The organism is Paenibacillus sp. DP01, assembly GCF_044784315.1.
In the GTDB taxonomy this organism is placed as follows: domain Bacteria; phylum Bacillota; class Bacilli; order Paenibacillales; family Paenibacillaceae; genus Paenibacillus; species Paenibacillus polymyxa.
The window spans coordinates 1770581-1797494 of the sequence record NZ_CP173059.1 but is presented as its reverse complement, the minus strand read 5'-3'; the positions used below and the strand labels follow the sequence as shown (position 1 = coordinate 1797494).

The window sequence follows — 26914 nt, the reverse complement described above, 5'->3', positions numbered from 1 at the left end:
CTCCTTTATCTCTTCTTCTTTTCCCTCTATTGTAGCAGGAGTAGACGCGTGTAGCATCTTGCCGCCGCATACAGCAAGAAACGGAAGGGTCGTCTTCCTTCCGTTTCTTACGTTCGTGTTCAATTCTAGAGTTGTTCTCTTACTGCTGAAGAGTCGAGCTAAAGTCATTTTTATTTCCTATTTTTAGTTGAATATCTTTTTTCTGACCGGCTCGTTCGATGTTAAGCGTAAGTGCTGTACCCACTTTTTGTTTTTGAATGAATTGAATTAACTCCTGTGATGTGCTATAAGGCGTGCCATTAGCTCCGATAATTACATCATAAGGACGTAGATCGGCCTGATATGCTGGTGATTTGTATATAATATCCCGAACAACCGAGCCTTCAGTCAGAGATGTACCCAATTCCTTGGCTACTTCAGGGCTCAAGTTCAACAGACTTGCACCAATGAAAGGTACAGGTTCTTTTGGAATAGGCTGGTTATTTTTCAGCTTATCGACGACTTCCAAAATCGTATTGGACGGAATTGCAAACCCGATCCCCTGTGCATCTGCACTAACAGCTACGTTCATACCGATAACCTGCCCTTGCAGATTTAACAACGGTCCGCCAGAGTTACCAGGATTAATGGAGGCATCCGTCTGAATGAGATGCTTGTATTGTGTCGGTTTTCCAGTTGACTCACTATTAATGGTGATGGTACGTTCTTTCGCGCTTAGCACACCGGCTGTTACCGAATGCTCAAAGCCTTCTGGGTTACCGATTGCAACCATCCACTCGCCGACTTTAGCGTTATCGGAGTCTCCCAAGGTTACGGTCGGGAAGTTATTTTTGCCTTCAATTTTAAGAACTGCCAAATCTAGATCTGCATTTTTGCCCAAAACTTTGGCTTCGTAAGGCTTGTTGGTTCCCTCTACTGTAACCTGTACCACACTCGCGCCTTCCACAACATGGTTGTTAGTCAGGACGTAACCCGATTTATCAAAAATAAAACCGGAACCAATACCCAGCGGAGTCAGCTGTCCACTGTTGCTGCCTTCATTTTCATTACTATTGCCGCTGCTGCCACTATCCCCATACTGGTTACCGAAAAAGTATTGATACAGCGGGTCATTGTAATAAGGGCTGCTTTGTCTGCCGCTTCCAGCACTAGATTGCTTGGCAAGTGTTTCAATTTTGACGACTGCCGGGCCAGCCTTGGCTACAACAGATTGAACATCAGCCGTACCTGAAGGCATCACAGCCGGAACTGCGCTTGGAGACGAGTTAGTGGTTCCCGAATTCGTCGTTTCTCCGCTTTCAGCTGCCGCCGAAGTCAACGCTGTCTCCGGTGTGAACATATTGGTTCGGTCAGCTGTATACATCAATACCGTAATGACCAGCATTCCGGCTAAAAAAGATAACAAAATCGTTTTTACCTGCGATTTGGGCTTATTCGGTTTAAATTGCCAGTTGCCGCTATTCCGACCAGAACCATCCTGTTGCTCAGGCATAGCACGTTGATAAGAGGAAGGAAGCGGTCTCACTGCCTGCGGTGGCGTAATCTCAACGTCCTCCACCGACTGCCCTTCCCTGCGTTGTCCGTCCGACTGCACTGAGGAGAAAGGGCCATAGGAATAGTAATATGAGGAACCATTTGAATCGTTTGGCCGAGTTGTTTTATCGTTATCAACCTGATCATTGTCGTTCCGGCGCCCGGAATTATTATTTTTAAATTCGTCCATTGTATATCTCCTCCCAAACCCTATGCTTCAAGGTGGTGTTGTTTAGCTGACTTTATTTTGCACTTTAAACCTTAATTCCACCTTAAAAAAAATTAAAAAGGAGATAAAACCTCAGACCTATTGTATCTAGCCACTTTTACTCAACACGAAATGCCCCGGAATTCAATCCGGAGCATTTCGTGTTGAGTATGCTTTTTATTTTGTGTTAAAGTTCTCGTCGAACTTTTCGTTCGGTGTTTGTGCATTGCTTTGAATTTTGCTGCGACTGGAGTTTTGAACTTTTTGCGCTACTGCACTTGTACCGCCTTGATCTGTTGCAAATTCTTCATCATACTTCTCATTTGGTGTTTGGAAGTTGTCTTGAATTTTATTTTGTTCAGACTGCTTCACCTTTTGAGAAACAACGCCTACCGTATCGTCCTGTGCAAATTCCGCTTTGAACTGATTTCCTGTGTTTGCCTTGAAGCCTTTGTTCATGAAAGAACTACCGCCTTGATTTGGCATATTCCTCGACCTCCCAGTATGGTTTGCGGGATAAGCTCATCCCGAAACATAGTATGTGAAGTCAGGAAAAACAATATTCAAGGATTATATGGAAGCATCCAGTGTCTCGGGCGGAATGGTCTTATGCGTTTCTATCGCCTTTTGCAGCGATTTTATCATTTTTTCGGTACACTTGCCGTTTCCTTTTTTTATGATTTGAACATCCACATCTTTCTTGCCCCATTCAGAATACACCTGCCGGATTGTTTTAAAATACAAGTCAATTTTATTGCCCTTAATCGCTGAACCTGTATCTGCTACAATCCCGTAACCGTAACCTGGAATGTACAATATGCTGCCCAAAGGAAACATCTTCGGATCAGCCGCAATCGTGGACAGTGTATTTTTGTCACGACGCACTTTTACACCGGAATACGTAATACCGTAACCGGGATGATTCGGCCGTTTGCCAGTGGATTCATACCCTGCTGTATAACCTGTTGCCGTGACTGTCATGGTCGTAATAACCTGCTCTTCGCGTGGAGCTATAACAGGTGCGGATTGCCATTTCTTATGCTGGACCGGTTCTTTGTGACCGTAAACCTCATTGCCGGATAATACCAGACAGATTGCGATTAACATGGTTCCCAAAACCCGTTTCCATACCAACATGGATCTCATAAAAAACCTCCCCTTGAGGCAAAGGCTTTCCAGAAATCCATGAGTTTATACGGACTATTAATTATTTTTGAACATCCTGCCCCGGATAAAGTCTGCTCAGCTTTACTTTGTCTTCAAAAATATGCAAGAGCGTCCGTACAATAGGGGTGTGCTCATCGTCTGTGTGCAATATAATGGAAGCAGGGGATATCGAAATAAGAGTGCTGACGATTCGATCCTCTACCTCCATCTCCAGTTCAATACCGGGCATTTCAACAATAATATCATCTGCATCAGGAGTCGGTATGGGCACCATGGCACTATCGAGAATGATAAAATCATGCCCGCCTTGGTGAAGTACATGCACGAGTGGAACTTTGCTCTCCTGAAAAAACACAAAATATTTAAGCAGCCCCATAAATTCTTCGTATTGCCGATCTGCCCAGAATTCTTCCATCGCATAGTCAACGATTTCTTCAAGCTCTTTTTTATACGCATGCAGTCTGAATTGAATAAGCCCTTCCAAATTGATTACACGAAGCTCCTTAAAGTCCTTTTCCAAGAGGGTGGTCAGCTTACCATGGCGCTTTAAACGTCCTCGGGGACCATCATCATTTAACAGTGAGCGAATCATGCTACGAATTTGTTCAACGTCCTCTTTCTCCAGCAACGAGCAGGCTTTGTTGAGAATATGATCGAGAATCCCCCACTCCCTGACTTCGATAATATAATCCGCTATTGCCGAAGACATGATGCTGTATACACAGGGAAGAAAGCTTTCAAACGCTGAATTGCTTTCAGTGCCCTTGCAGGTCCATGCCACTTTGTTGTCCAGCTGTCTGAAAGTGAATCGAAATCCGCGCCGTGACATATGTAGTCCCTTGGTTCTACTTTTGACCACTTCGTAAAAACGGTCGGTTTCTTGATCTCCGTCTGTATTGGTCCACACTGTAAACAGTTCCATTGGCTCACTCCTTTCGATCACTGCTTTCAGTATATGGCGGCCTCTGAAGGGTTATACGAAGTGAACGACTGGAAACAAAAAGACATATGCAAAAGAGGCTGATCAGGTTTCAAAGAGACGTTAAGCGTGTTATAAACAATTACCGTGATTAGGTAAAAACCGAAAGACGTTTGAATATTTAGGGCGGGGTATGTTAAGGTTATAGTGATATGAATTTTTCACAAGAGGGAGGAGATAAGATGTCAACGATGCTGAACATGCTGCGCACATTCATGATCGTCATATTGAGCCTCGTTCAGATTTTGTCCCTTCCTGTGACGTTTCACGCGGAAGATACCACTCAATCCCTTCAGTTTACTTCGGGATCTTCACTTATGCTTCATGCTGATGTTACTTCGTTAGAAACAGATTCTCACGGTCTGGAACATCATTCCAAACCAGCGGTGCGCAAATCCTCCCCATTACTGCATCTGGTGATCGCTGCGGCTAAATCACTTCCCTTTGTCATTCTGATAGCGCTTGTGCTGCTAATGAGCATTCCTAAGCTACGTCTGCCTTTTATTCCTGTCATCTGTAAGCTAAAGAAACAATTGTTTTTGTTCCCCATCAAATTTACCTCTAGTTATGTGGCTTAACCTCCTTTTAGCATGCATATCACCATATTTGCATGTCTCTTTGCTAACTTTTCCTATTCATCTACTGCGTAAAATTTAATTTTCCATTTTTATTTAAAATTTAATGCAATCTAATTTTTCATATGACTTCCAAAGTATGTGATTTATTTCCCATATCATTCACTTAAATAAACGTATTATACAGGAGGCTTTATAAATGGATATTCGAGAGTCTATTTTGCCAGGAATCGGAATTAAGTATCGAATTGATGCGGAGAGTGGCGACCGAATTGTCATTATTATTCATGATGATGGCAGACGTGAGCTATATCACTTTGATTACGAGGATCTGGAACAAAGCATTTCTATGACGACCCTGAATGATCAGGAAGCACGATTAGTAGCCTCCATCATCGGTGGTATGACTTATAAGCCCAAGCAGCTCGAAAGTGTAGAGATGACATTTGACGATTTTATTATCGAATGGTACAGAGTGGAATCCCACTATGCAAGTGTAGGCAAATCCATTGGGGAGCTCGATGTAAGGCAAAATTCGGGTGCCACGGTTATTGCCATTGTGGAGAAAAAGGGAAAAAAATATGTAAATCCTGGCCCTGAAGTGATTATTAGCGATGATGCCACTGTAGTTGTTGTTGGAGAACGTGACCAGCAGAAACGCTTTAAACAAATCCTTATGAACGGAAGCGGGTGATTGGATGGATCATCTGGTATTTGAGGTTGGATTGGCTATTGCTCTAATTGCTGCAGCGGGGCTGATATCCTCCAAACTGCGCTTCTCGGTCATCCCTTTTTATATTCTGATCGGAATGGCAGTTGGACCTCATGCGATGGAGCTATGGCATTTTGATTTTCGGTTTATCGAAAGCGCCCCGTTTATTGATTTTATGGGGAGAATCGGAGTGCTGTTTCTTCTCTTCTACCTAGGGCTGGAGTTCTCAGTAGGTCGGTTGATTAAATCAGGTCGTTCCATTGCTGTGGGCGGTACCATTTATATTGGCATCAATTTTACACTGGGGCTGGCTCTCGGCTTCCTGAGCGGCTTTCCTGTAGCCGAGACACTAGTTATTGCCGGAATTACGACAATATCATCCAGTGCGATTGCAGCCAAGGTGCTAGTCGATCTCAAGCGTACCGCTAATGCTGAAACAGAAATGATTTTAGGTATTATTATGTTTGAGGATGTTTTCCTCGCCGTCTACATCTCCATCCTCTCCGGATTGGTTCTTAGCGACTCTTCCTCGCTCGGGGGTGTACTGCTATCGGCACTCATCGCACTTGGCTTTATGCTTGCAGTTATTATTATCGGTCGAAAGGCCGTCCCTCTGCTAAATCGGATTCTCCGTATCCGCTCCAATGAGGTATTCGGCCTCGTTGTTTTTGGCTCACTGTTTCTGGTGGCTGGTTTTTCAGAAACGATCCATGTAGCAGAAGCTATTGGAGCCCTGCTGGTCGGTCTGGTACTGGCCGAAACGGAACACGCCAAACGGATTGAGCATTTAATTGTTCCTTTCCGCGATTTCTTTGGTGCCCTGTTCTTCTTCAGTTTCGGACTGTCCATTGATCCGCTGTCTCTAGGAGGTAACGCCATATGGCTTGCGCTGGCAGCAGTCCTTCTCACACTATTTGGTAACATTTGGGCGGGTATGCTGGCTGGGCGTACAGCGTCTCTATCTCCCAAAGCATCCGCAAATATCGGTTTGACTATTGTGGCGCGAGGCGAATTTTCGATCATCATGGCCAACTTGGGTAAAGAAGGCGGTTTGCTTGATATTGTTCAACCTTTTGCAGCCATCTATGTACTCATACTGGCCATTCTTGGACCGCTTCTGACAAAGCAGTCAAAGCCTATCTTTAATATGCTAAACAAAATATTCAAATTTAAGGACCCTCGCTTACGAAAGGAAGAAAGCAAATCGGCGTAACTGTAAAAGCTGGATACGACAATCCATAGGAGGGAAGGCTATGCCGCACGTTGTAAAACATGCCGAAACTTTATGAGGCGGCTTGTGAAGCCCGCTTCAGGAGATGCGAGCAGGTTCCCTGTCTTTTATACGATAATTGGCGGAATTACGGCATCCGTCGGTCTGGAATTGTTTTTACATCCGCATGATATGATCGCTGGAGGCGTTACGGGAATCTCCAGACTCATGTCGCTTTATACACAGGAGCATTTTGGGTCACTGCTATTTGTTTTGAACTTGCCACTAATGCTGCTGTATTCTTTGTCTACTCACAAACCCATGCTGCTTCGCGCACTCCCCGGCTTGTTTGCCTTTTCAGGCTCAGCCATCATTCTCTCGCCTTTTCCGGCAGTGAGTGGCCATCCGGTCGTATGTGCTTTGGGAGGCGGAATCTGTATTGGGCTTGGGGCAGCGCTGACAGCTCGTCACGGGGGGTTGCTTGATTCATTAGGACTCAGCGAATCTGACGATGGCCGTCCATCCACTTTGTTGCTAATTCATCGGAAAATTCCGTTAATACAGATCGTAATGTTGTGTAATGGCCTGCTGCTCATTACGGCTGGTTTTGTGTTAGGCTGGGAGCCAGCCCTCTATTCCGCCTTATCCTGTCTCGCTGCCTATGAAACGACTCGGCTGATGTTTACTGGTCTGAGACGCATGGTCTGTGTTGTCAGCAAAAAACAGCCAACTGTCGAAGATGCCATATATCGCAGGTTGCGTTTACACAGCACACCTATTGAAGGTTCTGCCGCCCAGATAAAGGGCAAGATTAAAAGCGAATCAGATAAAAAAGAACAAATGGTCATCATTTACAGTGTTCATCTTTTGGATTTGCAGCGCTTTAAGGCGGCCATCCAAATGGCAGACCCACAGGCTGAGATCATGTATATGAAGCGATGGGAAACGTAGCAAAGCCCAAATATATTAACCATAATAGAAAAAAGATTAAAGATATTGTAGTATTCACTCTTCCGCACAAAAACGCTTATCTTCACTATCCTTGTACATAGGATAGTGAAAGATAAGCGTTTTATAATGTACGATATTAGCTGATATTAATTTTGCATAATAAAGTCATGCTCAATACTGCTGGCACTGTCAAAAGTACGAATAATATCATAACGGGTATTGCGCTGTGCCGGAATGTGACCCGTCTCACGGATCAACTGTAAAATGGATTCGATGTTAACCTTATACGTTGCGCCTGCAGCGGAAACTACATTTTCCTCAATCATGGTGCTGCCAAAATCATCACAACCGTAGTACAGTGATTTTTTACCGATTTCCGGTCCCATCGTTACCCATGAAGACTGGATATGCTTGATGTTATCCAAAACAAGACGACTGATCGCTACAGTCTTCAAATATTCCTCTGGCGTCTGGCGTTCTTTCTTCAAATTCGTGTTGTCTGGTTGGAAGGTCCAAGGAATAAAGGCCAGAAATCCTTCAGAATTATATTTGTTTTCAATGCATTCGTCCTGAGCATCACGGACACGCAGCAAATGCAGCGCACGCTCCTCCATCAGCTCGCCAAATCCGATTACCATGGTAGCCGTTGTGTTCATCCCAACCTTGTGAGCTGTTTGCATGACATCCATCCAATCACGCCAGGAGCCTTTGAGACGGCTAATTTTGCGGCGTGTACGGTCATCCAAAATTTCTCCGCCTCCACCCGGCAGCGAATCCAATCCAGCTTCATGAATGGCTCGGATCGTTTCCTCCATGGATAGGCCGGATTTTTCCTTCATTTTGTGAATTTCAGCTGGTGAGAAGGAGTGCATTGTAATATCTGGAAAACGTTCCTTAATAGCTTTCAGCAAATCGGTATAATAGCTGAACGGTAGGTTTGGATTTACACCGCCTTGCATTAGGATTTCGGTGCCACCTACATCCTGCGTTTCCTTAATTTTTTGGAAAATCACCTCATCCGGCAAAACATAACCTTCATCGGAACCCGGTCTGCGGTAAAATGCGCAAAAGCGGCAGTATACGTCACACACGTTCGTATAGTTAATATTTCGTCCGATGACGAAGGTTTTTATGGGATCGGGATGCATGCGATTCATGACTTTATTCGCCGCATGACCTATTTTTTCAACCTCGTCTGATTCGAACAAAGCAACGGTATCCTCTAAATTCAGGCGTTCGCCGCGTAGGGCTTTATCTAAAATATGGTCGATTACACTCATGGTGTATCCTCCTTCGCTGTCACAGGGCGACGAAATGAAAGACAGGACTTATGAACGAGAATGCTTTCACAAACCTGCGTTCGAACCCTGCCGTAATGTATGTTCATGACTAGCCTTGTATGTTGTCTGTGCTATTTAGCATAGTAAAACCTAATGATAATACTAACATATCTTTTGGTAAGGAACCATACTTAGACTGAAAAGTGCCTTTTTTCACACTGTCTATCATGTCTTTCATATAGAAAACAGCAAGTCTCCTGAATACCGGAAACCTGCTGCTTAGGGCTGTACCTATTTGCTTCCTTCGTATAACGTTGAGATGCTATGGACGTGCTAACGTTCTAGCTCAGCGCCTCATCCAGATCACGGATCAGGTCATCAATGTCCTCCAGACCTACGGAGAAACGAAGTAGTCCGTCTGTAATCCCGCGCTCCAACCGTACACTTTGCGGCATAGCCGCATGTGACATCATTGCTGGGTACGACAAAATACTTTCCACAGCTCCCAGACTCACCGCCACAATGGGAATCCGTACGCGACTGAGAACCTCTTTGGCACGTTCACCCGAACCCACATCAAACGATATCACTGCACCATAACCGCTCGATTGACTCTCATGAATCACACGCCCTGGATGATTTTTCAGGCCCGGATAGTATACCGCTTCAATGTCATTGCGCTCGTTTAGCCAATTGGCAAGCTTAGCTGCACTTTTTTCGCTGTGAGCCATACGCGCCTCCAGTGTCTTCATACCACGCATGAGCAGCCAAGACTCTTGCGGTGCCAGCACAGTACCTAATCCATTCTGAAGCTGCTTGATTTGTCTCCCCAACGACTCGGTACGAGCTACCGCAAGCCCTGCCAGTACGTCGCTGTGTCCACCCAAAAACTTGGTCGCACTGTGCAATACAATATCGACTCCCTGCTCAATCGGACGTTGATAATAAGGTGTCATAAAAGTATTATCCAACAACGTCAAAAGTCCATTATCCCTAGCCCAAGAGGTTATTCCAGCTACATTGGTAATTTTGAGGGTCGGATTAGATGGGGTTTCCATATACACAGCCCTTGTATTTTCCTGCAACGCCTCTTTCACAAGGTTGAGATCCGTCATGTCAACGAAGGTCGTTTCGATATTCATCCGTTTCAAGATGGAGGTCAGCAGTCGATATGTTCCTCCATATACGTCCTCCGAAACAATGACATGATCACCAGCGGATAAGAGCATAAATGTAGTGGAGATAGCAGCCATACCTGATGCAAAGGCAAAACCACAAGCTCCACCTTCTAATAAGGCGATATAATCTTCCAATGCTTGTCGTGTCGGATTACCTGAACGGCTATAATCATGCTGTGGGGGATTAAAAATATCATGATGGTGAAAGGTCGAAGCTTGATAGATCGGGACACTCGATGCCCCTGTAACACTGTCAATTTCAGAGCCAAAATGCAGCAGCTTGGTTGCGAATTTCCGCCCTTTGTCCAGATCCTCTCCGATCTTCCTCGCATCCTCTATCATTGCTGCTCCCCTCCTTCTACTTCTTGACGTGCCGCTTCCAGTGCCGAACGCAAATCTTCAATCAGGTCATCTGTATGCTCGATACCTACGGAGAAACGAAGCAACCTGTCATCTACCCCGACTGCATCCCGAATTTCTGCCGGTATGTCCGCATGTGTCTGCACAGCAGGATAGGTCATTAGCGATTCCACACCGCCTAGACTTTCGGCAAACGCAATAAGCTTAATATGACGAAGCAAAGGCTCCACATAGCGAGCATCCTTTACTTTGAAAGAGAAAATACCCGTGTTTCCGCTGGATTGTTTATTTTGTATCTCACGACCTGGATGGCCCTCAAGCGCCGGGTAAAATACTTCCGCCACTGCTGGATGCGTCAGTAAATAATTAGACAACACCGTAGCATTATGCTCATGTCGATCCATACGTAGCGCTAACGTTTTCATCCCCTTCATCAACTGATAGCAGTCGCTTGGGGAAAGCACGGCCCCTATGGAATTGTGCAGGAAGGAAATTTCAGCTGACAGCTCTTTTCCTTTGCTTACAATCAACCCTGCCAGCACATCGTTGTGTCCGCCCAAATATTTGGTTGCGCTATGTACCACAATATCCGCACCAAGTTCCAATGGCCGCTGGAAATATGGTGTTAGCAGCGTATTATCTACAATAGTAAGCAACTCATGTTGTGATGCCCATGTAGCCACCGCTTGAATATCAGTAATCATCATTAACGGATTGGTAGGCGTTTCTATGAATACGGCTTTGGTATTCGGTCGACATGACTGTTGGAGTGCTTCGAGATCGTTTGTATCCACATAAGTTGCGGTCACACCAAATTTGGATAAAATACGCTCTAGCAAACGATAGGTCCCGCCATAAAGATCCAGCGATACAATGAGGTGGTCTCCCTGTCCAAACAAAGCAAATACCGTTTGCAGCGCTGCCATACCTGAGCTGCAAGCAAAGCCTGCATCACCAGATTCAAGTGCAGCAGCAGCCTCTTCCAGTACCTTTCGCGTGGGATTAATCGTCCGAATGTAATCAAACCCTGTGCTTTGACCCAGACGGGGATGGCGGAACGCCGTAGATTGGTAAATCGGGTAATTAACAGCCCCGGTTACTGGCTCCTCTACTGAACCGATTTGTGCCAATCTGCTTTCGATTCTCCACTGCTTATCACTCATATGAATCCTCCTGTTCACTTCCATAGTAGGTGCTATAACATATGCTGCAAAAATGGATGTCCAAGACTATACTGCTGCGCTACTGCAAGGTGGTACTGTATAAGGGTAAACTACAAGCCCATTTTTAAATCTGAGGTCCGATATCATAAGGTGTTTCTTGGTATACATAATAGTTAAGCCAATTTGAAAATAATAAATTGGCATGAGCCCGCCAGATCGAGGGCGGTATGCGTCCAGGATCATCATTAGGATAATAATTTTTGGGGACGTCAATATCCAGTCCTTTGGCTATATCGCGATCGTATTCCCATTTCAGCGAAAGTGGGTCATATTCAGAATGCCCTGTTACAAAAATTTGTTTACCATCAAGCGTGGCTACCAGGTACACTCCAGCTTCCTCGGATTCGGATAAAACTTCTAATTCGGCAATATGGTCAATATCTTCCCGCCGAACCTCGGTATGCCGAGAGTGGGGAGCATAAAACAGTTCATCAAAGCCGCGTAGCAGTTTCACTTTAGGTTTAATAACGGTGTGTGGGAATACCCCAAAGCATTTGGTATCGAGCCCGTATTTCGGAACATTGAAATGATGGTATAAGCCTGCCTGTGAGGCCCAACAGATATGCATGGTCGAAGTAACATTTGTTTTCGTCCACTCAAAGATTTGCCGGATCTCCTGCCAGTAGGTCACATCCTCAAACTCAAGTTGTTCTACGGGGGCTCCTGTAATAATCATGCCGTCAAAACGACTGTTCTTGATCTCATCAAACGTTTTATAAAACATGTTCAAATATTCTTGCGATGTATTTTTAGATACATGTGACTTCATATGCACCAACGTGACATCCACTTGTAACGGCGTATTGCCGACCAGACGCAACAGTTGGGTTTCCGTTGTTTCCTTCGTAGGCATCAAATTCAAAATGGCGATGCGCAACGGACGAATATCCTGATGATAAGCCAGGCTTTCGTCCATTACGAAAATATTTTCGCCCTCCAGTACTTCCTTAGCAGGCAGTGTATCTGGAATTTTAATCGGCATGTAAACTCACTCCTTGATCGGTAAGTTGTGCGAAAATCGTCTGGTAGAGATGCCGGGCATATAATAAAAAGACCTTTCTCGGTTAGAGAAAGGTCATATTTGTATCCATATGCGCCTCTCTCATCTGTCAGGGCTACGCTTCTTTGTACAAAGCGCGAGTCCTGCAAGAATTAGCACCGTGCGATAAAAATCGCCGGTTGCCGGGTATCATCGGGCTAGTCCCTCCACCTGCTCTTGATAAGATTTCGCTATATTCATTTTGGGTTCACAAAGTTCTTGTTGTTCACTTTAATGCATCGGCTGGGCTTCGTCAAGATGGACTTGTAAATTTGTGCCCTGCATTCACATTTTGTCTACCTTTTCCATAGGTTAAATCATATCCCCCCTTTCGCAGAAGCTCATATGACTGCTGTTGATTTAGCCCATGATTTTGCCCTTGAAAGGCCGTAGGCCGAGCGTTATACTATACAAGTGCTAATAGGCAAAAATACGGTGCAACAGTGTAGATTAGAGTGTTTTCTTCGATACTGTGGCAACCTAAAAAAGAACATATGTGAGGTGAATCCGGAATGGAAGGCGACCCGAGTCCGAATAGGCGGCGATCCCTGAACAACAGCATAGGAATGACTTCAGCTTGCCGAAAGACGGGACGCCAGGCTCCGCATGCTCCAAAAGCCTTCTGCTTTTGATGGTATGCACGCTTACCCGCACCGGCTAACTGGCTAACTGAGTCCATTCCTTATGCTTAAGGTAAACGTATTTCCGTTACGACGGAGCATAAGGAGTGACATATATGAAAATCCGTTTGGTTAACAACGGGGTTTTTACCCCTGTCGAAGAAATTGAAATGGCGCTCACTGCACCGGCAGAAGGCTTTTATTGGATTGATGCCGATGTCGAGGATCTGACAGTGCTTCAGCCCTTATTTTCTATGCATGATCTTGCAGTAGAAGACTGTTTGAGTGAAGAAGAACAGCGTCCAAAGATTGAAATTTATGAAAGCCATTATTTTATCGTTGTAAATAGTATTCGTTTTGATGATGAAGAAATATTTTTGCGTGCTTTGAACATTTTTCTCGGCCGCCATTTTATCATTACGGTGACCAAGCAGAAAATCAATGAGCTTCGTACTCTCAAGCCTATGCTGTGGGAGCAGGAAGTTAGCCAGCCTGACCGTTTTATGTATCTGTTGGTCGATTTGATCGTTGATAACTATTTTCTGGTTGGTGACCGGATTGAAGTTCGTATTGAAAAGCTGGAAGAAGACATTCTAATGCATACGAAAAAGTCGCACTTGAACGAAATCATCGGATTGCGCAGTGAGATTCTATGGCTAAAAAAAGTGCTCGGCCCGCAAAAGGAAGTCATCAATACCCTGAACAAACGGGATTTGCGGCTTATCGACGATCAACTACAAAAATATTTTAGCGACATTTATGAAAATGCTGTGAAAATTTCGGAGACTTTCGAAACTTATCGCGACTTGATGGGGAACCTTAGAGAAGCTTATCAGTCAAGTATCGCCAACCGTGCTAATGAAATCATGCGTGTGTTTACCGCCATTACAACCGTATTTATGCCGTTGACGGTCATTACCGGAATATATGGGATGAACTTTGATAATATGCCTGAGCTTCATACACGTTATGGTTATTTTGTCGTCATTGGGATTATGGTGGCACTAGGTGTCAGTATGTTCTGTATTTTCCGCAAGAAGGATTGGGTTTGAATTATTTGGTTTTCAAGCTTGGTCATCAAAAGCAGCAGCCGAGTCCTATGAGGAACTCGCTGCTGCTTTTTTATGTTGCACCTTATTTGTACTTTAGGACACTTTCAATCGTCTCTATATTATCCAACATGTCGGTCAGGTACCTCCTGATGGCGGAACCGTATACGAATCAGTCGCAGTCGCTCATAAATTTGATCCAGCCCTGCTTCCGTCGCTTTTTCTTCTCCATACACTTTTAGCATAATGGGCTTGAGCAGCGTATCTCCCAACTCTGCATAAGCAGACCAGATGGCTGCCTGCTCCTCCTCTGACACATGTGCCAATTCCTTGCGGATCAGCTTCTCCATATCCATTCCATCCCTATCCAAATGCTCCACAGCTTCAATCATTTCTCGACGGTGCAAGCCTGTCTTCATTCCGATATGCTCCAGTGAAAGACCGTCCGAAATGCCTTCGATAATCGCTCTAGTCAGGCTAAACTTATTCAGTTCCTGTCTGTACTGGTTTTCTTTTTGCTTGTACAGCCATGACAAAAAAACTTCTTCTTCAAGTGTCTCTGTTACCCAGTTCAGCGGAAAGGGCGTGGTCCGATCATTTTGTTTCGTTATAGCCAATAGCTCCGTCCCATATTGCGACACCTTACCCAGGCCCATACCAGGTAGTTCTAACAATTCTTCTTCGGTATGAGGAAGATAGACGCTGATGAGTCGAAGTAATCGATTCGTAGCGATAAAATAAGGTGCTTTTCGCTCAGTTGCTGCCTTTTGCCGTCTCCACATTGTTAATTGTTCATACACCTCATCACGCGGAAACAAATCACTATAGCAATACAGCTTTTGTAGCGTTTGTCCACGTCCTGATGATCCTTCTTGCTCATGAAAAACGCCATGAATTAGAGGCCTATAGCCCTCAGCCATCTTGAGTGCCAGCTCATGACGGTATACATGCAGTAATTCCTGCCACAAACTGCCTTCATACCAAAGGTCGTCTATACTTTCATCTGGGACATGATGTGTGCTCCAGCCTGCACTCCATCCCCCTTCATGTTGTCCGATCCATACCTGCGCAAAGTCCTCGCAGCCTTCTTCATTCTGTTTGGACAAGCGGTTTAAAAATACAATCTCCATGGTTCTTCCTCCCTCATAAGGTTAAAATGACTGACTCGCACAATACACAACGCAAAAAAAAGCACCTATCCTGCGTATTCGCAAGAAAGGTGCTTCCCTTTTTGATCCGTACTATGCTGTTGCCTATATGATAACCGGACCTTGGAGTACCGTCAACCATAAATTCTAAGAATTCAGCTTTTCCTTGGCCAAAGCCAGAGCACCGCACAATCCAGCATTGTCACCCAAGCCCGGAGATACGATATATTGCTCAATTTCTGTAGTCAGACTCGGATGCTGTACGTACCCATTTAAAAGTTGTTGAAGCTTGGTACGAATGAGCGGGAACAATTGATCCTGCTTCATTACTCCGCCGCCCATAATAATTTTTTGCGGTGACAGGATTAATACATAGCTCATTAAAGCCTGGGCCAGATAATGCGCCTCCATTTCCCAGGCCGGGTGATCCACAGAAAGCTCATGCCCTTTAACCTTCCATCTTTTTTCGAGTGCTGGCCCCGCTGCCAGTCCTTCCAGACAATCTCCATGATATGGACATGTGCCCTCATAGTGATCTTCTGGATGACGACGTACCAAAATATGTCCCATTTCCGGGTGGGATAATCCATGTACCAGCTTTCCGCCAACCAAAGCACCCGCTCCGATGCCTGTACCTATTGTAATATACAGACAGTTGTCCAATCCTTTAGCCGCACCCCAAATGGACTCACCCAGTGCTGCTCCATTCACATCCGTGTCAAACCCCATAGGTACATCGAAATGCTCCTTCAGTTTGCCAATCAGATTATAATTTCCCCAATGCGGCTTTGGCGTTGTTGTAATATAACCATATGTATCACTGCCTTCGATAGGATCAATCGGTCCGAATGAGCCTACACCCAGCGCTTCAATCCCCTTGCCTTCAAAAAATGCAATGACATTCTCCATGGTTTCTGCTGGAGTCGTTGTTGGAAAGCTTGCTCTTTCCAATACTTCTCCTCGTTCATTTCCAATTCCACATACAAATTTGGTACCGCCTGCCTCAATTGCTCCCAATACTGTCATAGCTGCTGTAATCCCCTCTCCATGATCTCTCTCCATTATATTCACCTGAAACGAGCCTAAGGTCAATCCCCTTATCACAATTGTATAAAATCCTTCACATGGTTATATACCTAAGCTGAGTTAGTTGTATACAAATAAGGACACTAACGCACCAAGCGCCAGTATCCCTATATAACTTAGTCCACCTGAAATGCACAGCACAAGCCTAACAGCTTCATTATGATCCGGTTGCGACACCCATCAACGTACACAAGCTCTTCATTTCAAGCTGCTCAAACTTATCGACAATTTGCACGTGATCCAGCGTCAACAGACAGCTGTCTAAAGCACACGCAACAGGCACATCACAGTGAATCTTAGCAAGTTTGCGTGAAAGATGCAGCATATCCAAATCACTCTCGATCTTTTTACGAACCGATGGAGTCAATTGATCCAGATTTTCCAGAATGCCTTCAATGGAGTCGTACTCCTGCACCAGCTTGAGGGCAGTTTTCTCACCGATTCCGCGTACTCCCGGGTAATTGTCACTTGCATCACCCATCAAGCCTTTGAGGTCGACCACTTGGCGCGGCTTAAGCCCTTTTTCTGACAGCAGGGTCTCCGGGGTATATACCATATAATTTCCATGCCCTTTTTTCATAATAATGACCCGTGTCCGCTCATCTACCAATTGAAGTAAATCATGATCTCCCGAGAGAATCATGACATCCATGTCCTCATTTTGCGAATAATGACGTGCGAGCGTACCGATACAATCATCCGCTTCAAAGCCTTCCGCCCCAATGTTGGGAATGCCGAGGCTGTCCGTCACTTCACGGATCAAAGTAAATTGAGGAATCAAATCATCTGGCGCGTCGGCACGGTTGCCCTTATACGCAGCAAAATGTTCCCCACGGAATGTCGTTCCACCCATATCCCAGCAGCAAATGACATGTGTAGGATTAAAGGTTTGAACTGCATCCCAAAAATATCGAATAAAACCATATATGGCGTTCGTTGGTACTCCAGCTTTTGTACGACGGATATAACCGTTTGCAGCGGTTGCATAATAAGCACGAAAAAGCAGGGCCATGCCGTCAACCAGCATTACGGATTGTTCATTGCGTTGTGTCACAGATTGTATTGCTCCCATTCATCATAATATTTAACCCTCACAGTATAACATAATGTGGGGGTAAATTGGGCTTTACTGAGCTCCCCATGTCCCCTCAAATGTTTCCTCTTTGAATCCTACGGTTACTTTATTCCCGTCAGTTACAATCGGGCGTTTAATTAATCTTCCATTCGAGGACAAAAGCGAAATTTGCTCTTCACGGCTCATGTTTCCAAGCTTATCTTTCAGCTTTAACTCTTTGTATACTTCACCGCTCGTATTGAAAAACTTTTTCAGTTCCAACCCGCTTTTTTTAATCAAGTCTTCCAATTCCTCCGGGCCGGGCGGTTGTTCAAAAATAGGAATCAGTTCCGTCTCATGCCCCTTGTTTTGCAGCCATTTCACTGCATTACGACAGGTGCTGCATTTAGAATACTGGTATACTTTCAGTTGGCTCATCGCTAGATTAACCTCCATTTGGTTTCAATCTTTGTTGAATATTTATTCTGGATATTGAGCCCTTAACAGCTCTTGCATTCCGATCATATCATCCGGTAGAGGAGCACAAAACATCATTCGCTCCCCGGTCACAGGATGCACCAAGGATAATTCTGAAGCATGCAGGGCTTGTCGAGGCATCTTGGCATCAAGCTGATCATATCGCTCACGTTGCACAGCGTCATCGGGTGTAATCCGGTACATTTTGTCTCCGATCAACGGGCATCCGATATATGTCATGTGAACCCGAATTTGGTGCGTACGTCCGGATTCCAATTTTAGACTGATGCGGCTTCCTTCGCTCCATACTTCCTCCAGCTTATATAGCGTAAGGGCAGGATAACCATCTGGAGTCACCATACGCAAATGCGGATTATCCGGGTTGCGGTCAATCGGTCCGTCCACCCTGCCTTCCTGCTGCTCAGGGCGCCCATGCACCAAAGCTGTATAGCGCTTGTCCACCGTTCCCGCAATCATCTGTTCGGAAATATGCTGGTGTACATACGGATTTTTAGCTACAACTAGCACGCCGGTCGTCTCCTGATCAAGACGATGAACAGGCCGAAACCGAAACAGCTCTCCCTTGGTCTGCCAATAATGCACAACCCCGTTCGCCAGCGTTCCTGTGTAATGACCGTGAGTCGGATGGACGATCATCCCCGCCGCCTTGTTCACTACTAACAGATGTTCATCCTCAAACAAAATCTCAAAAGGAATGGGTTCCGGTAAAATATCATCGGAACGCTCGCGCTCCATGCGGATCTCTACTCGATCCCCGGACTTCACCTTTACGCTGATATACACACGTATCCCGTTCAGCATGATCCCCTGTTCGGTCAGCTTGAGTTTGGATATGAGCTTGCGAGAAATGTTCATACGTTTTTGTAGAATGGTCTTCAGCAGCATGCCCTCCTCCTCAGGAGGGATCATATATACGATAGGTTCATAGTACAAGCTCATCACAAATTCCTGATTGCCTCCTTATTTGCGGAACACTTTTTTGCTGCGAACATATTCGACATCAGGTACACCCTGACGTACATTCGCAGTGCGAGCCACAACAAAGAAATAATCGGATAGGCGGTTCAAATACCGACGTACCGCAGGATTGATATCTGTGTGCTTACCTAGTGTAACAGCACGGCGTTCCGCACGTCGGCAAACCGTGCGGCAAACATGAAGCGTCGAAGATAATGTACTGCCTCCCGGGATAATAAAGCGTTCCACCTTCGGATTTTCCTCCTGGCATGCATCAATCCAGCCTTCCAGCCGCTCTGCCAGCTCGTCTTTGACCTTATATTTACTTTCACTGATTTTAACAAACGCCAAATCCGAGCCACAATCGAACAGCTCCTGCTGTATTTCTTCCAATTGAGTCCGAATGTCCGCAAACTTTTCCCCTTCGGCAAAGCTGATCGCTTGTCCTACAAAGCTGTTCAGCTCGTCAATGGTACCGTACGCCTCCACACGGTCGTCATCTTTAGACACTCGACCGCCGATCACAGAAGTTTGTCCTTCATCACCTGTTCTGGTATAAATCCCCATACTTTTTCATCCCCTTTATCATTCTGTGAGTGCTTTCAGCACCTTGATGGCTTCTTCCTTATTGCTTGTGCGTGGCGGTACGGTAGCAAATAATGTGTTTGAGTTATATTTTAGGTCCTTAAACATCTTCATCTGCTCCACCGGAATTCCGAACAAATGAGTTTCCTTGATGACATCCGTTCCTTCTTCCCCTTGCTCCTTTTTCTTAAATACGCCGCCTTCGAATACACCCCGGGCATATGTCTTCTTGTCAAAGGCATCATCTAAGGGTAGATTCGAACCATTTTGTCCATACAACTTCATGTCCTCTTCCGGCAAAAGAAACAAATCATGTTCTCCGGCCGCATATTCTACGACCAGCTTCTGCTGATTATACAGTGGGCTGACTGAAATCTCGATTGTCGGAGCCTGTTCGCCCAGCTTATCCTTAAGCTTTTGTGCCAGCTCGTCACGAATGACTGAAGCATCCCCTTTATCCATAATAAATATGGAGAAGCTGTCCTTGTCTCGCCCCCCACATCCAGCCAATAGTACAAGTGCTATGATTCCGATGATCCATGGCGATAGCCTTTTTAGCCCTGCTTTCATCTGTACGCCCCCTCTTCCATGCCACTAATATATCATAAGTTGTGAACGCAAAAAAAGAAGGCCCTGCGGCCTTCTTCGTAGCTATGGTGACTTCACACAGTTACACTCTGCATTCCGTACCGTACAGCTTCATGTATTCATTGATTTTCAAATCTAGTTTGCAGCTAATCTCGATGACAAGATCAGAGGTCAAGGACTGCTCTTCCTGAAACGTCCGCATCATCTCATTGCGCAGGAACAAAATTTCATCTTCCAGGGAAATGTCGTATCCTATTGAACTCGGCGAATTATATCCAACATATGACATGAGCACTCCTCCTGTAATTGAAAAATTGAACTTCCTGCTTCCGATTTCAAATTATAGCATAGAAATTTAGAAATAAAAGACTATTTTCTATGAATTACCCATAAAAAAATAAATTTAACCTTCTTTTTTCACTTTTTCTACAAAATGACCAATTCGATCCAAAGCTTCCGTCAGCTGAGTGACAGAAGTCGCGTATGAGCAACGAAGATACCCTTCGCCTCCCAAACCAAACACATTGCCCGGTACAGCCGCAACTTTGGCCTCTGCCAGTAGGCGCTGTGCAAATTCATCCGAGCTGAGGCCTGTGCTTTGAATACTCGGGAAAACGTAAAAAGCCCCTCTTGGCTCGTGGCATTCCAAACCAATGTCACGGAATCCCTCAACCATCAGACGACGACGCTGATTATAGGCTTCTACCATTCGATCTTTTTCACCCATACCATTTCGCAAGCCTTCCAAGGCTGCAACTTGGCCCATAGAGGGCGCACACATGACGGTGTACTGATGGATTTTGAGCATAGCAGCAATCAAATCAGGATGCCCGCAAGTATATCCAATACGCCAGCCAGTCATGGCGAAGGCTTTGGAAAAACCACTGACGAGAATCGTACGATCCATCATACCTGGTACCGAAGCAAAGCTGACGTGCTTATCGCCATAATTCAATTCGGCATATATCTCATCAGAGATGACGATCAAATCATGTTTTTCCACGATTTCCGCAATCGGAAGCCAATCTTCATAAGTCATCGTAGCACCGGTCGGGTTGCTCGGATAGCATAAAATTAGCACCTTGGATTTAGGTGTAATTTTGGCTTCCAGCGCCTCAGCCGTCAGCTTAAACTCGTCCTTGGCAAACGTTTCAATGCCGACCGGAATCCCGCCTCCAATCGAAGTGATTGGAGAATAGGAGATATAACACGGCTCAGGCACGAGAATTTCATCACCAGGTACAATTAAGGCGCGCAACGCAAGATCAATCGCCTCGCTACCTCCAACTGTTACGATAATCTCATTTTTAGGATCATAGCGGACGTCAAATTGCTCATTCAGATACTCACTAATCGCTTCACGTAGTTCTGGCGTTCCCGCATTAGATGTATAGCTGGTGAAGCCTCGCTCCAATGAATAGACACAGGCTTCCCGCATGTGCCAAGGGGTTGTAAAATCGGGTTCGCCTACCCCCAGGGTAATAATGTCCTTGTTTCCACCCACCAGGTCAAAAAACTTACGAATACCCGATGATGGGATCTCGCGTACCAATGGGGATAAATAAGAACTCATGGCTTTGTTGCTGTCGGTAAATGCTTCTGTTTTGAGATTCATCATGATCTTCCTTTACGGCGAAATCATCAGACGATTATCTTCCTCATGGTCCTCAAAGATAATTCCGTCCTGCTTGTATTTTTTAAGCGTAAAATTAGTCTTGGTAGACAAAACCGAGTCAATAGGCGACAGTTTCTCCGACACAAAATTAGCGACTTCACGGAGGTTTCGGCCCTCCACCTCTACCAGCAAGTCGTATGCTCCGGACATGAGATAAACAGATTTAACTTGCGGATACAAATAAATCCGTTCTGCAATCCCTTCAAATCCTCTTCCACGCTCAGGTGTAATCTGCACTTCGATCAAAGCGGTAACCTTTTCGTCGTCGACTTTGTCCCAATTGACTACAGCGGCGTATTTGACGATCACATGTTGGTCTTCAAGCTCTTTAATTGAGGTGCGTACATCCTGCTCGTCTACCCCCAGCATAGTAGCCAATAGAGTCGGTGTTCTTCTTGCATCTTCTTTTAACAATTCCAGCACTTTTAGTTTTAATTCATTCAGCTCTGTCATTCTACATAAGGCCTCCATCGAAAGAGATTACTATACATCATACAATACGCCCTTTAAACCTGCAAAGAAAAACCGTCCGCCCCGGTAAACCCGGCAGACGGACGGCTGTTATGGGAAATTGCTTCAAAAACGGAAAATCCCGTTTACATATAATAAGGGTTACTTTGGTGAGTAGACTGGCCTTGATGCATAGGCTGGCCATATGCTCTGGCGGATGATGACTTCTGCTGAATGAACTGTTGGCATTCCTGTTGGGTCTTGCGAGCTTCTTGAATCTGTTTGTCCAAATCAATGCGCAGTGCTTTCGTTGGGGCGGCGTACATATTGTTCTGGCTCATTAGATGATACAAATCACCTTGCATACGCAATGTATCATTCGTAAGGTCGGTGAACATCTGACGCACAGACGGACAATTGGATTCTGTCGTCGCTGTTGTGTACTCGCGTACTGTACGTTTCATATCAGCAAGAATGCTATAGAGCAAATCCTCTTCGGGCATAAATGACATATTGTTTTGTGAATACATCCTGTCAAACCTCCTTTTGTAGTAATTACTGCTGCGGTTGCATAGGAGCAAGCTGTTGATGTTGTTGAAGAGCATTGAAAAGTACATTCAAGTGGTGCTCATGAGTTTTCGCCAGTTGCAAACAGGCTTGTTGAATGGCAGGCTGCTGAATAGACGCCGCTGTTGCCGCACATTGTTTTAACAGGAGTTCCTCATTGGAAATGGAGTCAACGATGTACTCCAGTTCTTTGCCTGACAAGGGTTGCATGTTCATAGATTGCATAGTCTTTTTGTCCCTCCTTAAATGTTTTGTTGCACGCTGGTTATCTTGTCCGTTTGGCGAAATACTATGTACACATAAGAGATACTACATATTGCCTATGGGGAGTGCTATTTATATGGAATTAATAAGCGGGAATACGTATTGGCCGAGTACCTTGGAGCAAACGCTGGATTTTCCTCCTTTAGCTGAGGATATAAATTGTGATGTACTAATCATCGGCGGCGGGATGGGTGGATCCCTCTGCTCCCGGTTATTGGGAGAACGACAGGTCGACACTGTACTTATTGACAAGCGAAGGCTGGTACATGGAAGTTCTTCAGCCAATACTGGATTGCTGCAATATAGCAATGACAAGACTTTAACCTCTTTTATTAACACGTTTGGCGAGACCAACGGCGTACTGTTTTACCGTATGTGTAGAGATGCTCTGAATCAGCTAGATCAACTGGCTGCCACACTGGACAGAGACCCTTCCTTTATTCGCCGCAGCAGCCTGTACTACGCAAGTACTGCAGAGGATGTGCAGGTGCTGCAGGAAGAATATAAACAGTTAACCCGTTTTGGATTTCCAGTGGAATACTGGGATGAGCAACAGGTTGCTGCCCGATTTCCATTTCGAAAACCAGCAGCCTTGTATACGCACGAAGATGCCGAGGTTAATCCATTTTTGTTTGCCCAGGGACTGCTGCAATCTGCCAGCCGCCTCGGTGTTCGTTTATATGAGCATACAGAAGCTAAGCATTTTGAATTCAACGATAATGAGGTCGTTTGTCATACTAACGGTGGGATTATCCGAGCAAAAAAAGTCATTTTTGCAACAGGTTATGAAACACAAGAGATTAAAACAGATCGCGGAGCCGTGCTAGAAAGCTCTTATGCTATCGCCACCAATCCAATCGGAGATGCTCCCTTATGGCATGAGCAGTGTCTGATCTGGGAAACTGCTCGTCCTTATCTGTATATACGCTCAACACAGGAAGGACGTATTATTATCGGTGGTTTGGATGAGCCTGTACTGGACGCCAAGCAACGTGAAATCAGACTGTTACACCAACAGCACAAGCTGTTGCAAGCACTACAGGAGCATTTTCCCGGTGTCACATTTCAAATCGATTATGCTTGGGCGGCTGTATTCGGCTCTTCTCACGACGGCTTGCCGTATATTGGTCCACATCCGCGTTTTCCTAACTGCTACTTTTTGGAGGGTTACGGGGGAAATGGGACGGTTACGAGCATGGTGGCCGCACAGCTATTGGCTGATGAACTGACGGGCACACACCGACCTGAAATGGAGCTTTTTTCTCTGACCCGTCCCACCAAACCCTCGCCTGAGACTACAGAACCGATGATTTAAATGTGATACAAAAAGACCTCCTTTTCCTATATCAACGGATTTGGAGGCTCTTTTGTATTGAATTTTTCAATTATTCGGTTTGCTTGTGCAAGCGTCGTGCATGGGAATGAGACTTGCTTTGCTTCGTTTTTTGTTCCATTTTCAGCACACTTCGCATAAAAACCCATCCAATCACTGGCATTAATGCCAGCCCAATCAACAACCAGATCATCGCTGTAGGAGCCTTGCTGATACTTAGGACACCCAAGAAAATGAGTGTTCCTGTCAACCGACCTATCATTAAGCATAGTTCGCGCAGTACAACCAGTTCCACTCTCTGATTAGCATCTCCTTCACTCGTACCCATTAGATCAAAGCTCGCAGAGATCATAGGAATTAAATACAAGGGCATGAACAAAGCGGTGCCAATCCCCATAATCAGCAGCGTGCTATACTCCATACGCCACAATAATGGTAAAAGCGCGATCACCAACAGCACGGCACCCAACAACATACCAGCCGAGCGATAGTGTGGCTTGAGCCATTTTCCGACAGCCCAAAAGCTGAAAAATGAAACCCCCGATGTAATAAGTGAAAACTGTGCTAGCTTCCATTCCTGTTGAGTAACTACATACACGAGCAGCGTAATCAGGAAAGCAAACACTCCCTCACGGATGCCCTGTGTAACAAGTGATAACGACAACGGACGCCACATACTTCCTTTTTGCGACAATCGCTGCTTAGGCTCTTTCCAATTGTAATTTCCTGTCGGTTTACGCTTGCGAAGAAAGAAACTTAGCACCACTCCTACGACATAAAAGGCCAAAGAAATACTGAATATCACGCGATAACCCGCGTCATCCTCCATACGCGCAATAATCCAACCAGAGAGCCAAGGACCCACTATACCGGAAAACGAGCCCAGCAGACCCACCCATCCGTTAAAATGATCACGGCTTGCCTGATCCGTGACTTCGAAAAAGATGACATTAAACGCTAGCCAAAATAAACCTAAGGCTGCACCCAATAACATTCCGAGCGGCCATATGTAGTTTACAGCCTGCGGTCCTGTATACAACACGATGAGATAAAATAAGCCGGACAATGCGGTTCCCACGCGCAGGGCATTCATTTTATTATGTTCTTTGACCCACTTTCCAGCTACCCAGACCATAATTCCCAGCGCAATTTGTTGACTGACATTAAACCAGCCGATCATCGCGTAATCCTGCTTGCTTTTCCACAAATACACATTAAGAAATGTGCCGGACAATGCTGCTGCAAACACAAACAATCCATTCAAGCTTAATAGCAGAATGGATTGTCCGTTCAGGTTTGATTTCAATGCAGTTCCCCCTAACGGAAAAATCACCAATCAGCTTATTACGAGTCAGCTTGTTCAAAGATTTCTTTGATTTAACATGCCCGTATTGAGATGGGACCTATCCGGGGAATTGCCATTTAATTATTGGAAATACCGCTGAGCTTCTCCAGCATTCGCAGTCGGTCATTCTCTGACAAAGTCTGCTGAACATGGAAGCAGCTAGGACACACATAAACATTCAAGACGAACGGCAAGTCCAGAACAGGTTTGCCGAGCACCGGAGACATCGATGGTTCGAAGCCCTCTCTGGTTACGGTTTGTGAACCCGCATGCAGCATATACTCTCCACATTGGGAACATTCAAGAACCTCATCTTGTCTGTCGAGTAATTGTTCAGCACCTTGCTCATAAGCCATTAGATCCGCACCGCTTTCTTCGAATTTTTGTAAAGTATGCAGCACAGGCAGCTTATGAAGCTCATTATCCTGCAATAACGGTGCATCAGCTGGCTTTTCAGATACGATTTCATCCTCTGCCTCGTATAAAATATCCTGCTCCTCATCATCGCCGAGCTGAATACTTAATGTACGATAACCCTTGAGGTCTTCTTTTCCATGAGCGCCGAGCGCCGGACTTACAGAAACCGCATGATCGTGTGTCGCATCTTCATGCCCATCCGTATGTCTGTGAACAGATGGAGAAACAGACTCAGACTCCTCTTCGTCATCGGCTATGTCTGAGTATCCTTTCAGATCATTATGGCAATAAGGACACTCTTCTTCAGGTCCTAATTCTTCATCCCAAATAATTTCCATGTTACACCATGGACAAATAGTCATTTCCAAGCTTTATCATCCTTCCGTTCCGAAGCGTATACCAAGCTTTAGTATACAGGATGTGTCAAGTTACACTCGCACCAATCACATACGATAACGATATTGAAATAATCATAGAGAACAAGCCGACCGCACGGTTATCTTCTTTAATCTCTTGATCGATAGAAAATACCGGTGTCAGAAATTCAAAAAGAAAGTACGCCGCAAGTAGCAGTAAAAAACCAACGAATGACCAGATCATCGTATCATATACGCTGGATTTAGCCTCCATCGCAAAGCGGAGCACGTTGCAAATACCAAACATTTTCCCACCCGTTGCCATGGCTACCGAAACATTGCCTCGCTTGATCTCTTCCCAGCATTTATAACGGGTTACCAGCTCAAAGCAGGACAAAAATACAATCAACTCCAGCACCGCCACGGAGAAATAACCCAGCATCATCCCCAACGGATGTGATAGCAATTCATCAATCGCCATCTTCACCTCGTCCCTCCCGTTCTACC

Annotated in this window: 29 protein-coding genes and 1 riboswitch; of the genes, 6 read left to right on the top strand and 23 right to left on the bottom strand. The window is 45.2% G+C overall.

Features of this window, described 5'->3' with window-relative positions:
* Nucleotides 1-139 precede the first annotated feature (139 nt).
* From ACH59B_RS07980 to ACH59B_RS07965, 4 genes are all read right to left on the bottom strand, one after another.
* Nucleotides 140-1723 carry a S1C family serine protease gene (locus ACH59B_RS07980; protein ID WP_019686771.1) on the bottom strand — a complete coding sequence of 528 codons (1584 nt, stop codon included), beginning with the start codon at nucleotides 1721-1723 and terminating at the stop codon, nucleotides 140-142.
* A 195-nt stretch (nucleotides 1724-1918) separates the two neighbouring features.
* Nucleotides 1919-2227: a hypothetical protein gene (locus ACH59B_RS07975; RefSeq protein ID WP_016820509.1), complete on the bottom strand. Its 309-nt coding sequence runs from the start codon at nucleotides 2225-2227 to the stop codon at nucleotides 1919-1921.
* Between the two features lie 84 nt (nucleotides 2228-2311).
* On the bottom strand, nucleotides 2312-2887 hold the full coding sequence (locus tag ACH59B_RS07970; RefSeq protein ID WP_016820510.1) for a 3D domain-containing protein: 576 nt from the start codon (nucleotides 2885-2887) through the stop codon (nucleotides 2312-2314).
* Nucleotides 2888-2948: 61 nt separating this feature from the next.
* Nucleotides 2949-3830 carry a putative sporulation protein YtxC gene (locus ACH59B_RS07965; RefSeq protein WP_016820511.1) on the bottom strand — a complete coding sequence of 294 codons (882 nt, stop codon included), beginning with the start codon at nucleotides 3828-3830 and terminating at the stop codon, nucleotides 2949-2951.
* 239 nt (nucleotides 3831-4069) lie between these two features.
* Here ACH59B_RS07965 and ACH59B_RS07960 point away from each other — a divergent pair, with 239 nt between their 5' ends.
* The 4 genes from ACH59B_RS07960 to ACH59B_RS07945 all read left to right on the top strand — a co-directional run bounded on the left by ACH59B_RS07960 (nucleotide 4070) and on the right by ACH59B_RS07945 (nucleotide 7335).
* On the top strand, nucleotides 4070-4465 hold the full coding sequence (locus ACH59B_RS07960) for a hypothetical protein (RefSeq protein WP_016820512.1): 396 nt from the start codon (nucleotides 4070-4072) through the stop codon (nucleotides 4463-4465).
* Between the two features lie 196 nt (nucleotides 4466-4661).
* Nucleotides 4662-5156: a cation:proton antiporter regulatory subunit gene (locus tag ACH59B_RS07955; protein ID WP_017426654.1), complete on the top strand. Its 495-nt coding sequence runs from the start codon at nucleotides 4662-4664 to the stop codon at nucleotides 5154-5156.
* 4 nt (nucleotides 5157-5160) lie between these two features.
* Nucleotides 5161-6387 carry a cation:proton antiporter gene (locus tag ACH59B_RS07950; RefSeq protein WP_017426653.1) on the top strand — a complete coding sequence of 409 codons (1227 nt, stop codon included), beginning with the start codon at nucleotides 5161-5163 and terminating at the stop codon, nucleotides 6385-6387.
* Between the two features lie 84 nt (nucleotides 6388-6471).
* Nucleotides 6472-7335: a YitT family protein gene (locus ACH59B_RS07945; RefSeq protein ID WP_404303605.1), complete on the top strand. Its 864-nt coding sequence runs from the start codon at nucleotides 6472-6474 to the stop codon at nucleotides 7333-7335.
* A gap of 146 nt (nucleotides 7336-7481) precedes the next feature.
* Here ACH59B_RS07945 and mqnC read toward each other — a convergent pair whose 3' ends face one another.
* The 4 genes from mqnC to metA form a co-directional block, all read right to left on the bottom strand.
* Entirely contained in the window at nucleotides 7482-8615 is a 1134-nt protein-coding gene (gene mqnC / locus ACH59B_RS07940) for a cyclic dehypoxanthinyl futalosine synthase (RefSeq protein WP_016820516.1), read from the bottom strand.
* 341 nt (nucleotides 8616-8956) lie between these two features.
* On the bottom strand, nucleotides 8957-10135 hold the full coding sequence (locus ACH59B_RS07935; RefSeq protein ID WP_404303604.1) for an aminotransferase class I/II-fold pyridoxal phosphate-dependent enzyme: 1179 nt from the start codon (nucleotides 10133-10135) through the stop codon (nucleotides 8957-8959).
* On the bottom strand, nucleotides 10132-11316 hold the full coding sequence (locus tag ACH59B_RS07930; RefSeq protein WP_016820519.1) for a PLP-dependent transferase: 1185 nt from the start codon (nucleotides 11314-11316) through the stop codon (nucleotides 10132-10134). Before ACH59B_RS07930 ends, ACH59B_RS07935 begins: the two co-directional genes overlap by 4 nt.
* 124 nt (nucleotides 11317-11440) lie before the next feature.
* Nucleotides 11441-12358, bottom strand: a complete 918-nt coding sequence (metA, locus tag ACH59B_RS07925) for a homoserine O-succinyltransferase (RefSeq protein ID WP_017426648.1) — start codon at nucleotides 12356-12358, stop codon at nucleotides 11441-11443.
* Between the two features lie 117 nt (nucleotides 12359-12475).
* Nucleotides 12476-12602, bottom strand: a riboswitch (SAM riboswitch).
* 549 nt (nucleotides 12603-13151) lie between these two features.
* On the opposite strand from metA, the gene corA reads away from it, so the two are divergent.
* Nucleotides 13152-14087 (top strand): magnesium/cobalt transporter CorA, encoded by a 936-nt coding sequence (corA, locus tag ACH59B_RS07920; protein ID WP_013370115.1) that lies wholly within the window; start codon nucleotides 13152-13154, stop codon nucleotides 14085-14087.
* A gap of 119 nt (nucleotides 14088-14206) precedes the next feature.
* On the opposite strand, the gene ACH59B_RS07915 is transcribed toward corA, so the two are convergent.
* The 12 genes from ACH59B_RS07915 to ACH59B_RS07860 all read right to left on the bottom strand — a co-directional run bounded on the left by ACH59B_RS07915 (nucleotide 14207) and on the right by ACH59B_RS07860 (nucleotide 22917).
* A complete protein-coding gene (locus tag ACH59B_RS07915; RefSeq protein WP_153794718.1) occupies nucleotides 14207-15214 on the bottom strand; it encodes an HRDC domain-containing protein in 1008 nt (335 codons plus the stop codon).
* A 165-nt stretch (nucleotides 15215-15379) separates the two neighbouring features.
* Nucleotides 15380-16258 carry an ROK family protein gene (locus tag ACH59B_RS07910; protein WP_031463162.1) on the bottom strand — a complete coding sequence of 293 codons (879 nt, stop codon included), beginning with the start codon at nucleotides 16256-16258 and terminating at the stop codon, nucleotides 15380-15382.
* Between the two features lie 217 nt (nucleotides 16259-16475).
* The gene (locus ACH59B_RS07905; protein ID WP_017426645.1) at nucleotides 16476-17372 is read right to left on the bottom strand and encodes a 5'-3' exonuclease H3TH domain-containing protein; all 897 of its coding nucleotides are present in this window, start codon (nucleotides 17370-17372) and stop codon (nucleotides 16476-16478) included.
* 72 nt (nucleotides 17373-17444) lie between these two features.
* Complete coding sequence (locus tag ACH59B_RS07900; RefSeq protein ID WP_153794717.1) at nucleotides 17445-17810, bottom strand: arsenate reductase family protein; 366 nt, start codon at nucleotides 17808-17810, stop codon at nucleotides 17445-17447.
* A 42-nt stretch (nucleotides 17811-17852) separates the two neighbouring features.
* Complete coding sequence (locus ACH59B_RS07895) at nucleotides 17853-18809, bottom strand: RluA family pseudouridine synthase (RefSeq protein ID WP_404303942.1); 957 nt, start codon at nucleotides 18807-18809, stop codon at nucleotides 17853-17855.
* A gap of 21 nt (nucleotides 18810-18830) precedes the next feature.
* Nucleotides 18831-19394: a cob(I)yrinic acid a,c-diamide adenosyltransferase gene (locus ACH59B_RS07890; RefSeq protein ID WP_016820526.1), complete on the bottom strand. Its 564-nt coding sequence runs from the start codon at nucleotides 19392-19394 to the stop codon at nucleotides 18831-18833.
* Nucleotides 19395-19412: 18 nt separating this feature from the next.
* On the bottom strand, nucleotides 19413-19982 hold the full coding sequence (locus ACH59B_RS07885; RefSeq protein WP_016820527.1) for a hypothetical protein: 570 nt from the start codon (nucleotides 19980-19982) through the stop codon (nucleotides 19413-19415).
* Nucleotides 19983-20082: 100 nt separating this feature from the next.
* Entirely contained in the window at nucleotides 20083-20289 is a 207-nt protein-coding gene (locus tag ACH59B_RS07880) for an aspartyl-phosphate phosphatase Spo0E family protein (protein WP_016820528.1), read from the bottom strand.
* Between the two features lie 114 nt (nucleotides 20290-20403).
* The gene (locus tag ACH59B_RS07875) at nucleotides 20404-21615 is read right to left on the bottom strand and encodes an aminotransferase class I/II-fold pyridoxal phosphate-dependent enzyme (protein WP_016820529.1); all 1212 of its coding nucleotides are present in this window, start codon (nucleotides 21613-21615) and stop codon (nucleotides 20404-20406) included.
* Between the two features lie 12 nt (nucleotides 21616-21627).
* Nucleotides 21628-22128 (bottom strand): Lrp/AsnC family transcriptional regulator, encoded by a 501-nt coding sequence (locus ACH59B_RS07870; RefSeq protein ID WP_193190544.1) that lies wholly within the window; start codon nucleotides 22126-22128, stop codon nucleotides 21628-21630.
* 143 nt (nucleotides 22129-22271) lie between these two features.
* On the bottom strand, nucleotides 22272-22655 hold the full coding sequence (locus tag ACH59B_RS07865) for a spore coat protein (protein WP_016820531.1): 384 nt from the start codon (nucleotides 22653-22655) through the stop codon (nucleotides 22272-22274).
* Between the two features lie 25 nt (nucleotides 22656-22680).
* Nucleotides 22681-22917, bottom strand: coding sequence for a hypothetical protein (locus ACH59B_RS07860; protein WP_016820532.1), 237 nt, complete (start codon nucleotides 22915-22917; stop codon nucleotides 22681-22683).
* A 115-nt stretch (nucleotides 22918-23032) separates the two neighbouring features.
* Between ACH59B_RS07860 and ACH59B_RS07855 the strand changes: the two genes are divergently transcribed.
* Complete coding sequence (locus ACH59B_RS07855; protein ID WP_193190542.1) at nucleotides 23033-24271, top strand: FAD-binding oxidoreductase; 1239 nt, start codon at nucleotides 23033-23035, stop codon at nucleotides 24269-24271.
* 70 nt (nucleotides 24272-24341) lie between these two features.
* On the opposite strand, the gene ACH59B_RS07850 is transcribed toward ACH59B_RS07855, so the two are convergent.
* From ACH59B_RS07850 to ACH59B_RS07840, 3 genes are all read right to left on the bottom strand, one after another.
* Nucleotides 24342-25595 (bottom strand): MFS transporter, encoded by a 1254-nt coding sequence (locus tag ACH59B_RS07850; RefSeq protein ID WP_404303603.1) that lies wholly within the window; start codon nucleotides 25593-25595, stop codon nucleotides 24342-24344.
* Between the two features lie 116 nt (nucleotides 25596-25711).
* On the bottom strand, nucleotides 25712-26419 hold the full coding sequence (locus ACH59B_RS07845; protein ID WP_016820535.1) for a hypothetical protein: 708 nt from the start codon (nucleotides 26417-26419) through the stop codon (nucleotides 25712-25714).
* A gap of 55 nt (nucleotides 26420-26474) precedes the next feature.
* The gene (locus ACH59B_RS07840) at nucleotides 26475-26888 is read right to left on the bottom strand and encodes a DUF350 domain-containing protein (RefSeq protein WP_014599569.1); all 414 of its coding nucleotides are present in this window, start codon (nucleotides 26886-26888) and stop codon (nucleotides 26475-26477) included.
* Between the last annotated feature and the right edge of the window lie 26 nt (nucleotides 26889-26914).

Excerpts from the sequence above, each read along its gene's own strand:
- ACH59B_RS07870 (WP_193190544.1), bottom strand. The coding sequence starts at position 22,128 with ATGACAGAGCTGAATGAATTAAAACTAAAAGTGCTGGAATTGTTAAAA.
- ACH59B_RS07980 (WP_019686771.1), bottom strand. The coding sequence starts at position 1,723 with ATGGACGAATTTAAAAATAATAATTCCGGGCGCCGGAACGACAATGAT.
- ACH59B_RS07865 (WP_016820531.1), bottom strand. The coding sequence starts at position 22,655 with ATGTATTCACAAAACAATATGTCATTTATGCCCGAAGAGGATTTGCTC.
- ACH59B_RS07875 (WP_016820529.1), bottom strand. The coding sequence starts at position 21,615 with ATGAATCTCAAAACAGAAGCATTTACCGACAGCAACAAAGCCATGAGT.
- ACH59B_RS07975 (WP_016820509.1), bottom strand. The coding sequence starts at position 2,227 with ATGCCAAATCAAGGCGGTAGTTCTTTCATGAACAAAGGCTTCAAGGCA.
- ACH59B_RS07960 (WP_016820512.1), top strand. The coding sequence starts at position 4,070 with ATGTCAACGATGCTGAACATGCTGCGCACATTCATGATCGTCATATTG.
- ACH59B_RS07930 (WP_016820519.1), bottom strand. The coding sequence starts at position 11,316 with ATGAGTGATAAGCAGTGGAGAATCGAAAGCAGATTGGCACAAATCGGT.
- ACH59B_RS07890 (WP_016820526.1), bottom strand. The coding sequence starts at position 19,394 with ATGGGGATTTATACCAGAACAGGTGATGAAGGACAAACTTCTGTGATC.
- ACH59B_RS07910 (WP_031463162.1), bottom strand. The coding sequence starts at position 16,258 with ATGACAGTATTGGGAGCAATTGAGGCAGGCGGTACCAAATTTGTATGT.
- ACH59B_RS07965 (WP_016820511.1), bottom strand. The coding sequence starts at position 3,830 with ATGGAACTGTTTACAGTGTGGACCAATACAGACGGAGATCAAGAAACC.
- ACH59B_RS07955 (WP_017426654.1), top strand. The coding sequence starts at position 4,662 with ATGGATATTCGAGAGTCTATTTTGCCAGGAATCGGAATTAAGTATCGA.
- ACH59B_RS07935 (WP_404303604.1), bottom strand. The coding sequence starts at position 10,135 with ATGATAGAGGATGCGAGGAAGATCGGAGAGGATCTGGACAAAGGGCGG.
- ACH59B_RS07900 (WP_153794717.1), bottom strand. The coding sequence starts at position 17,810 with ATGAGCCAACTGAAAGTATACCAGTATTCTAAATGCAGCACCTGTCGT.
- mqnC (WP_016820516.1), bottom strand. The coding sequence starts at position 8,615 with ATGAGTGTAATCGACCATATTTTAGATAAAGCCCTACGCGGCGAACGC.
- ACH59B_RS07915 (WP_153794718.1), bottom strand. The coding sequence starts at position 15,214 with ATGGAGATTGTATTTTTAAACCGCTTGTCCAAACAGAATGAAGAAGGC.
- ACH59B_RS07970 (WP_016820510.1), bottom strand. The coding sequence starts at position 2,887 with ATGAGATCCATGTTGGTATGGAAACGGGTTTTGGGAACCATGTTAATC.
- ACH59B_RS07950 (WP_017426653.1), top strand. The coding sequence starts at position 5,161 with ATGGATCATCTGGTATTTGAGGTTGGATTGGCTATTGCTCTAATTGCT.
- ACH59B_RS07855 (WP_193190542.1), top strand. The coding sequence starts at position 23,033 with ATGGAATTAATAAGCGGGAATACGTATTGGCCGAGTACCTTGGAGCAA.
- ACH59B_RS07840 (WP_014599569.1), bottom strand. The coding sequence starts at position 26,888 with ATGGCGATTGATGAATTGCTATCACATCCGTTGGGGATGATGCTGGGT.
- ACH59B_RS07895 (WP_404303942.1), bottom strand. The coding sequence starts at position 18,809 with ATGAGCTTGTACTATGAACCTATCGTATATATGATCCCTCCTGAGGAG.
- corA (WP_013370115.1), top strand. The coding sequence starts at position 13,152 with ATGAAAATCCGTTTGGTTAACAACGGGGTTTTTACCCCTGTCGAAGAA.
- metA (WP_017426648.1), bottom strand. The coding sequence starts at position 12,358 with ATGCCGATTAAAATTCCAGATACACTGCCTGCTAAGGAAGTACTGGAG.
- ACH59B_RS07880 (WP_016820528.1), bottom strand. The coding sequence starts at position 20,289 with ATGTCATATGTTGGATATAATTCGCCGAGTTCAATAGGATACGACATT.
- ACH59B_RS07860 (WP_016820532.1), bottom strand. The coding sequence starts at position 22,917 with ATGCAATCTATGAACATGCAACCCTTGTCAGGCAAAGAACTGGAGTAC.
- ACH59B_RS07885 (WP_016820527.1), bottom strand. The coding sequence starts at position 19,982 with ATGAAAGCAGGGCTAAAAAGGCTATCGCCATGGATCATCGGAATCATA.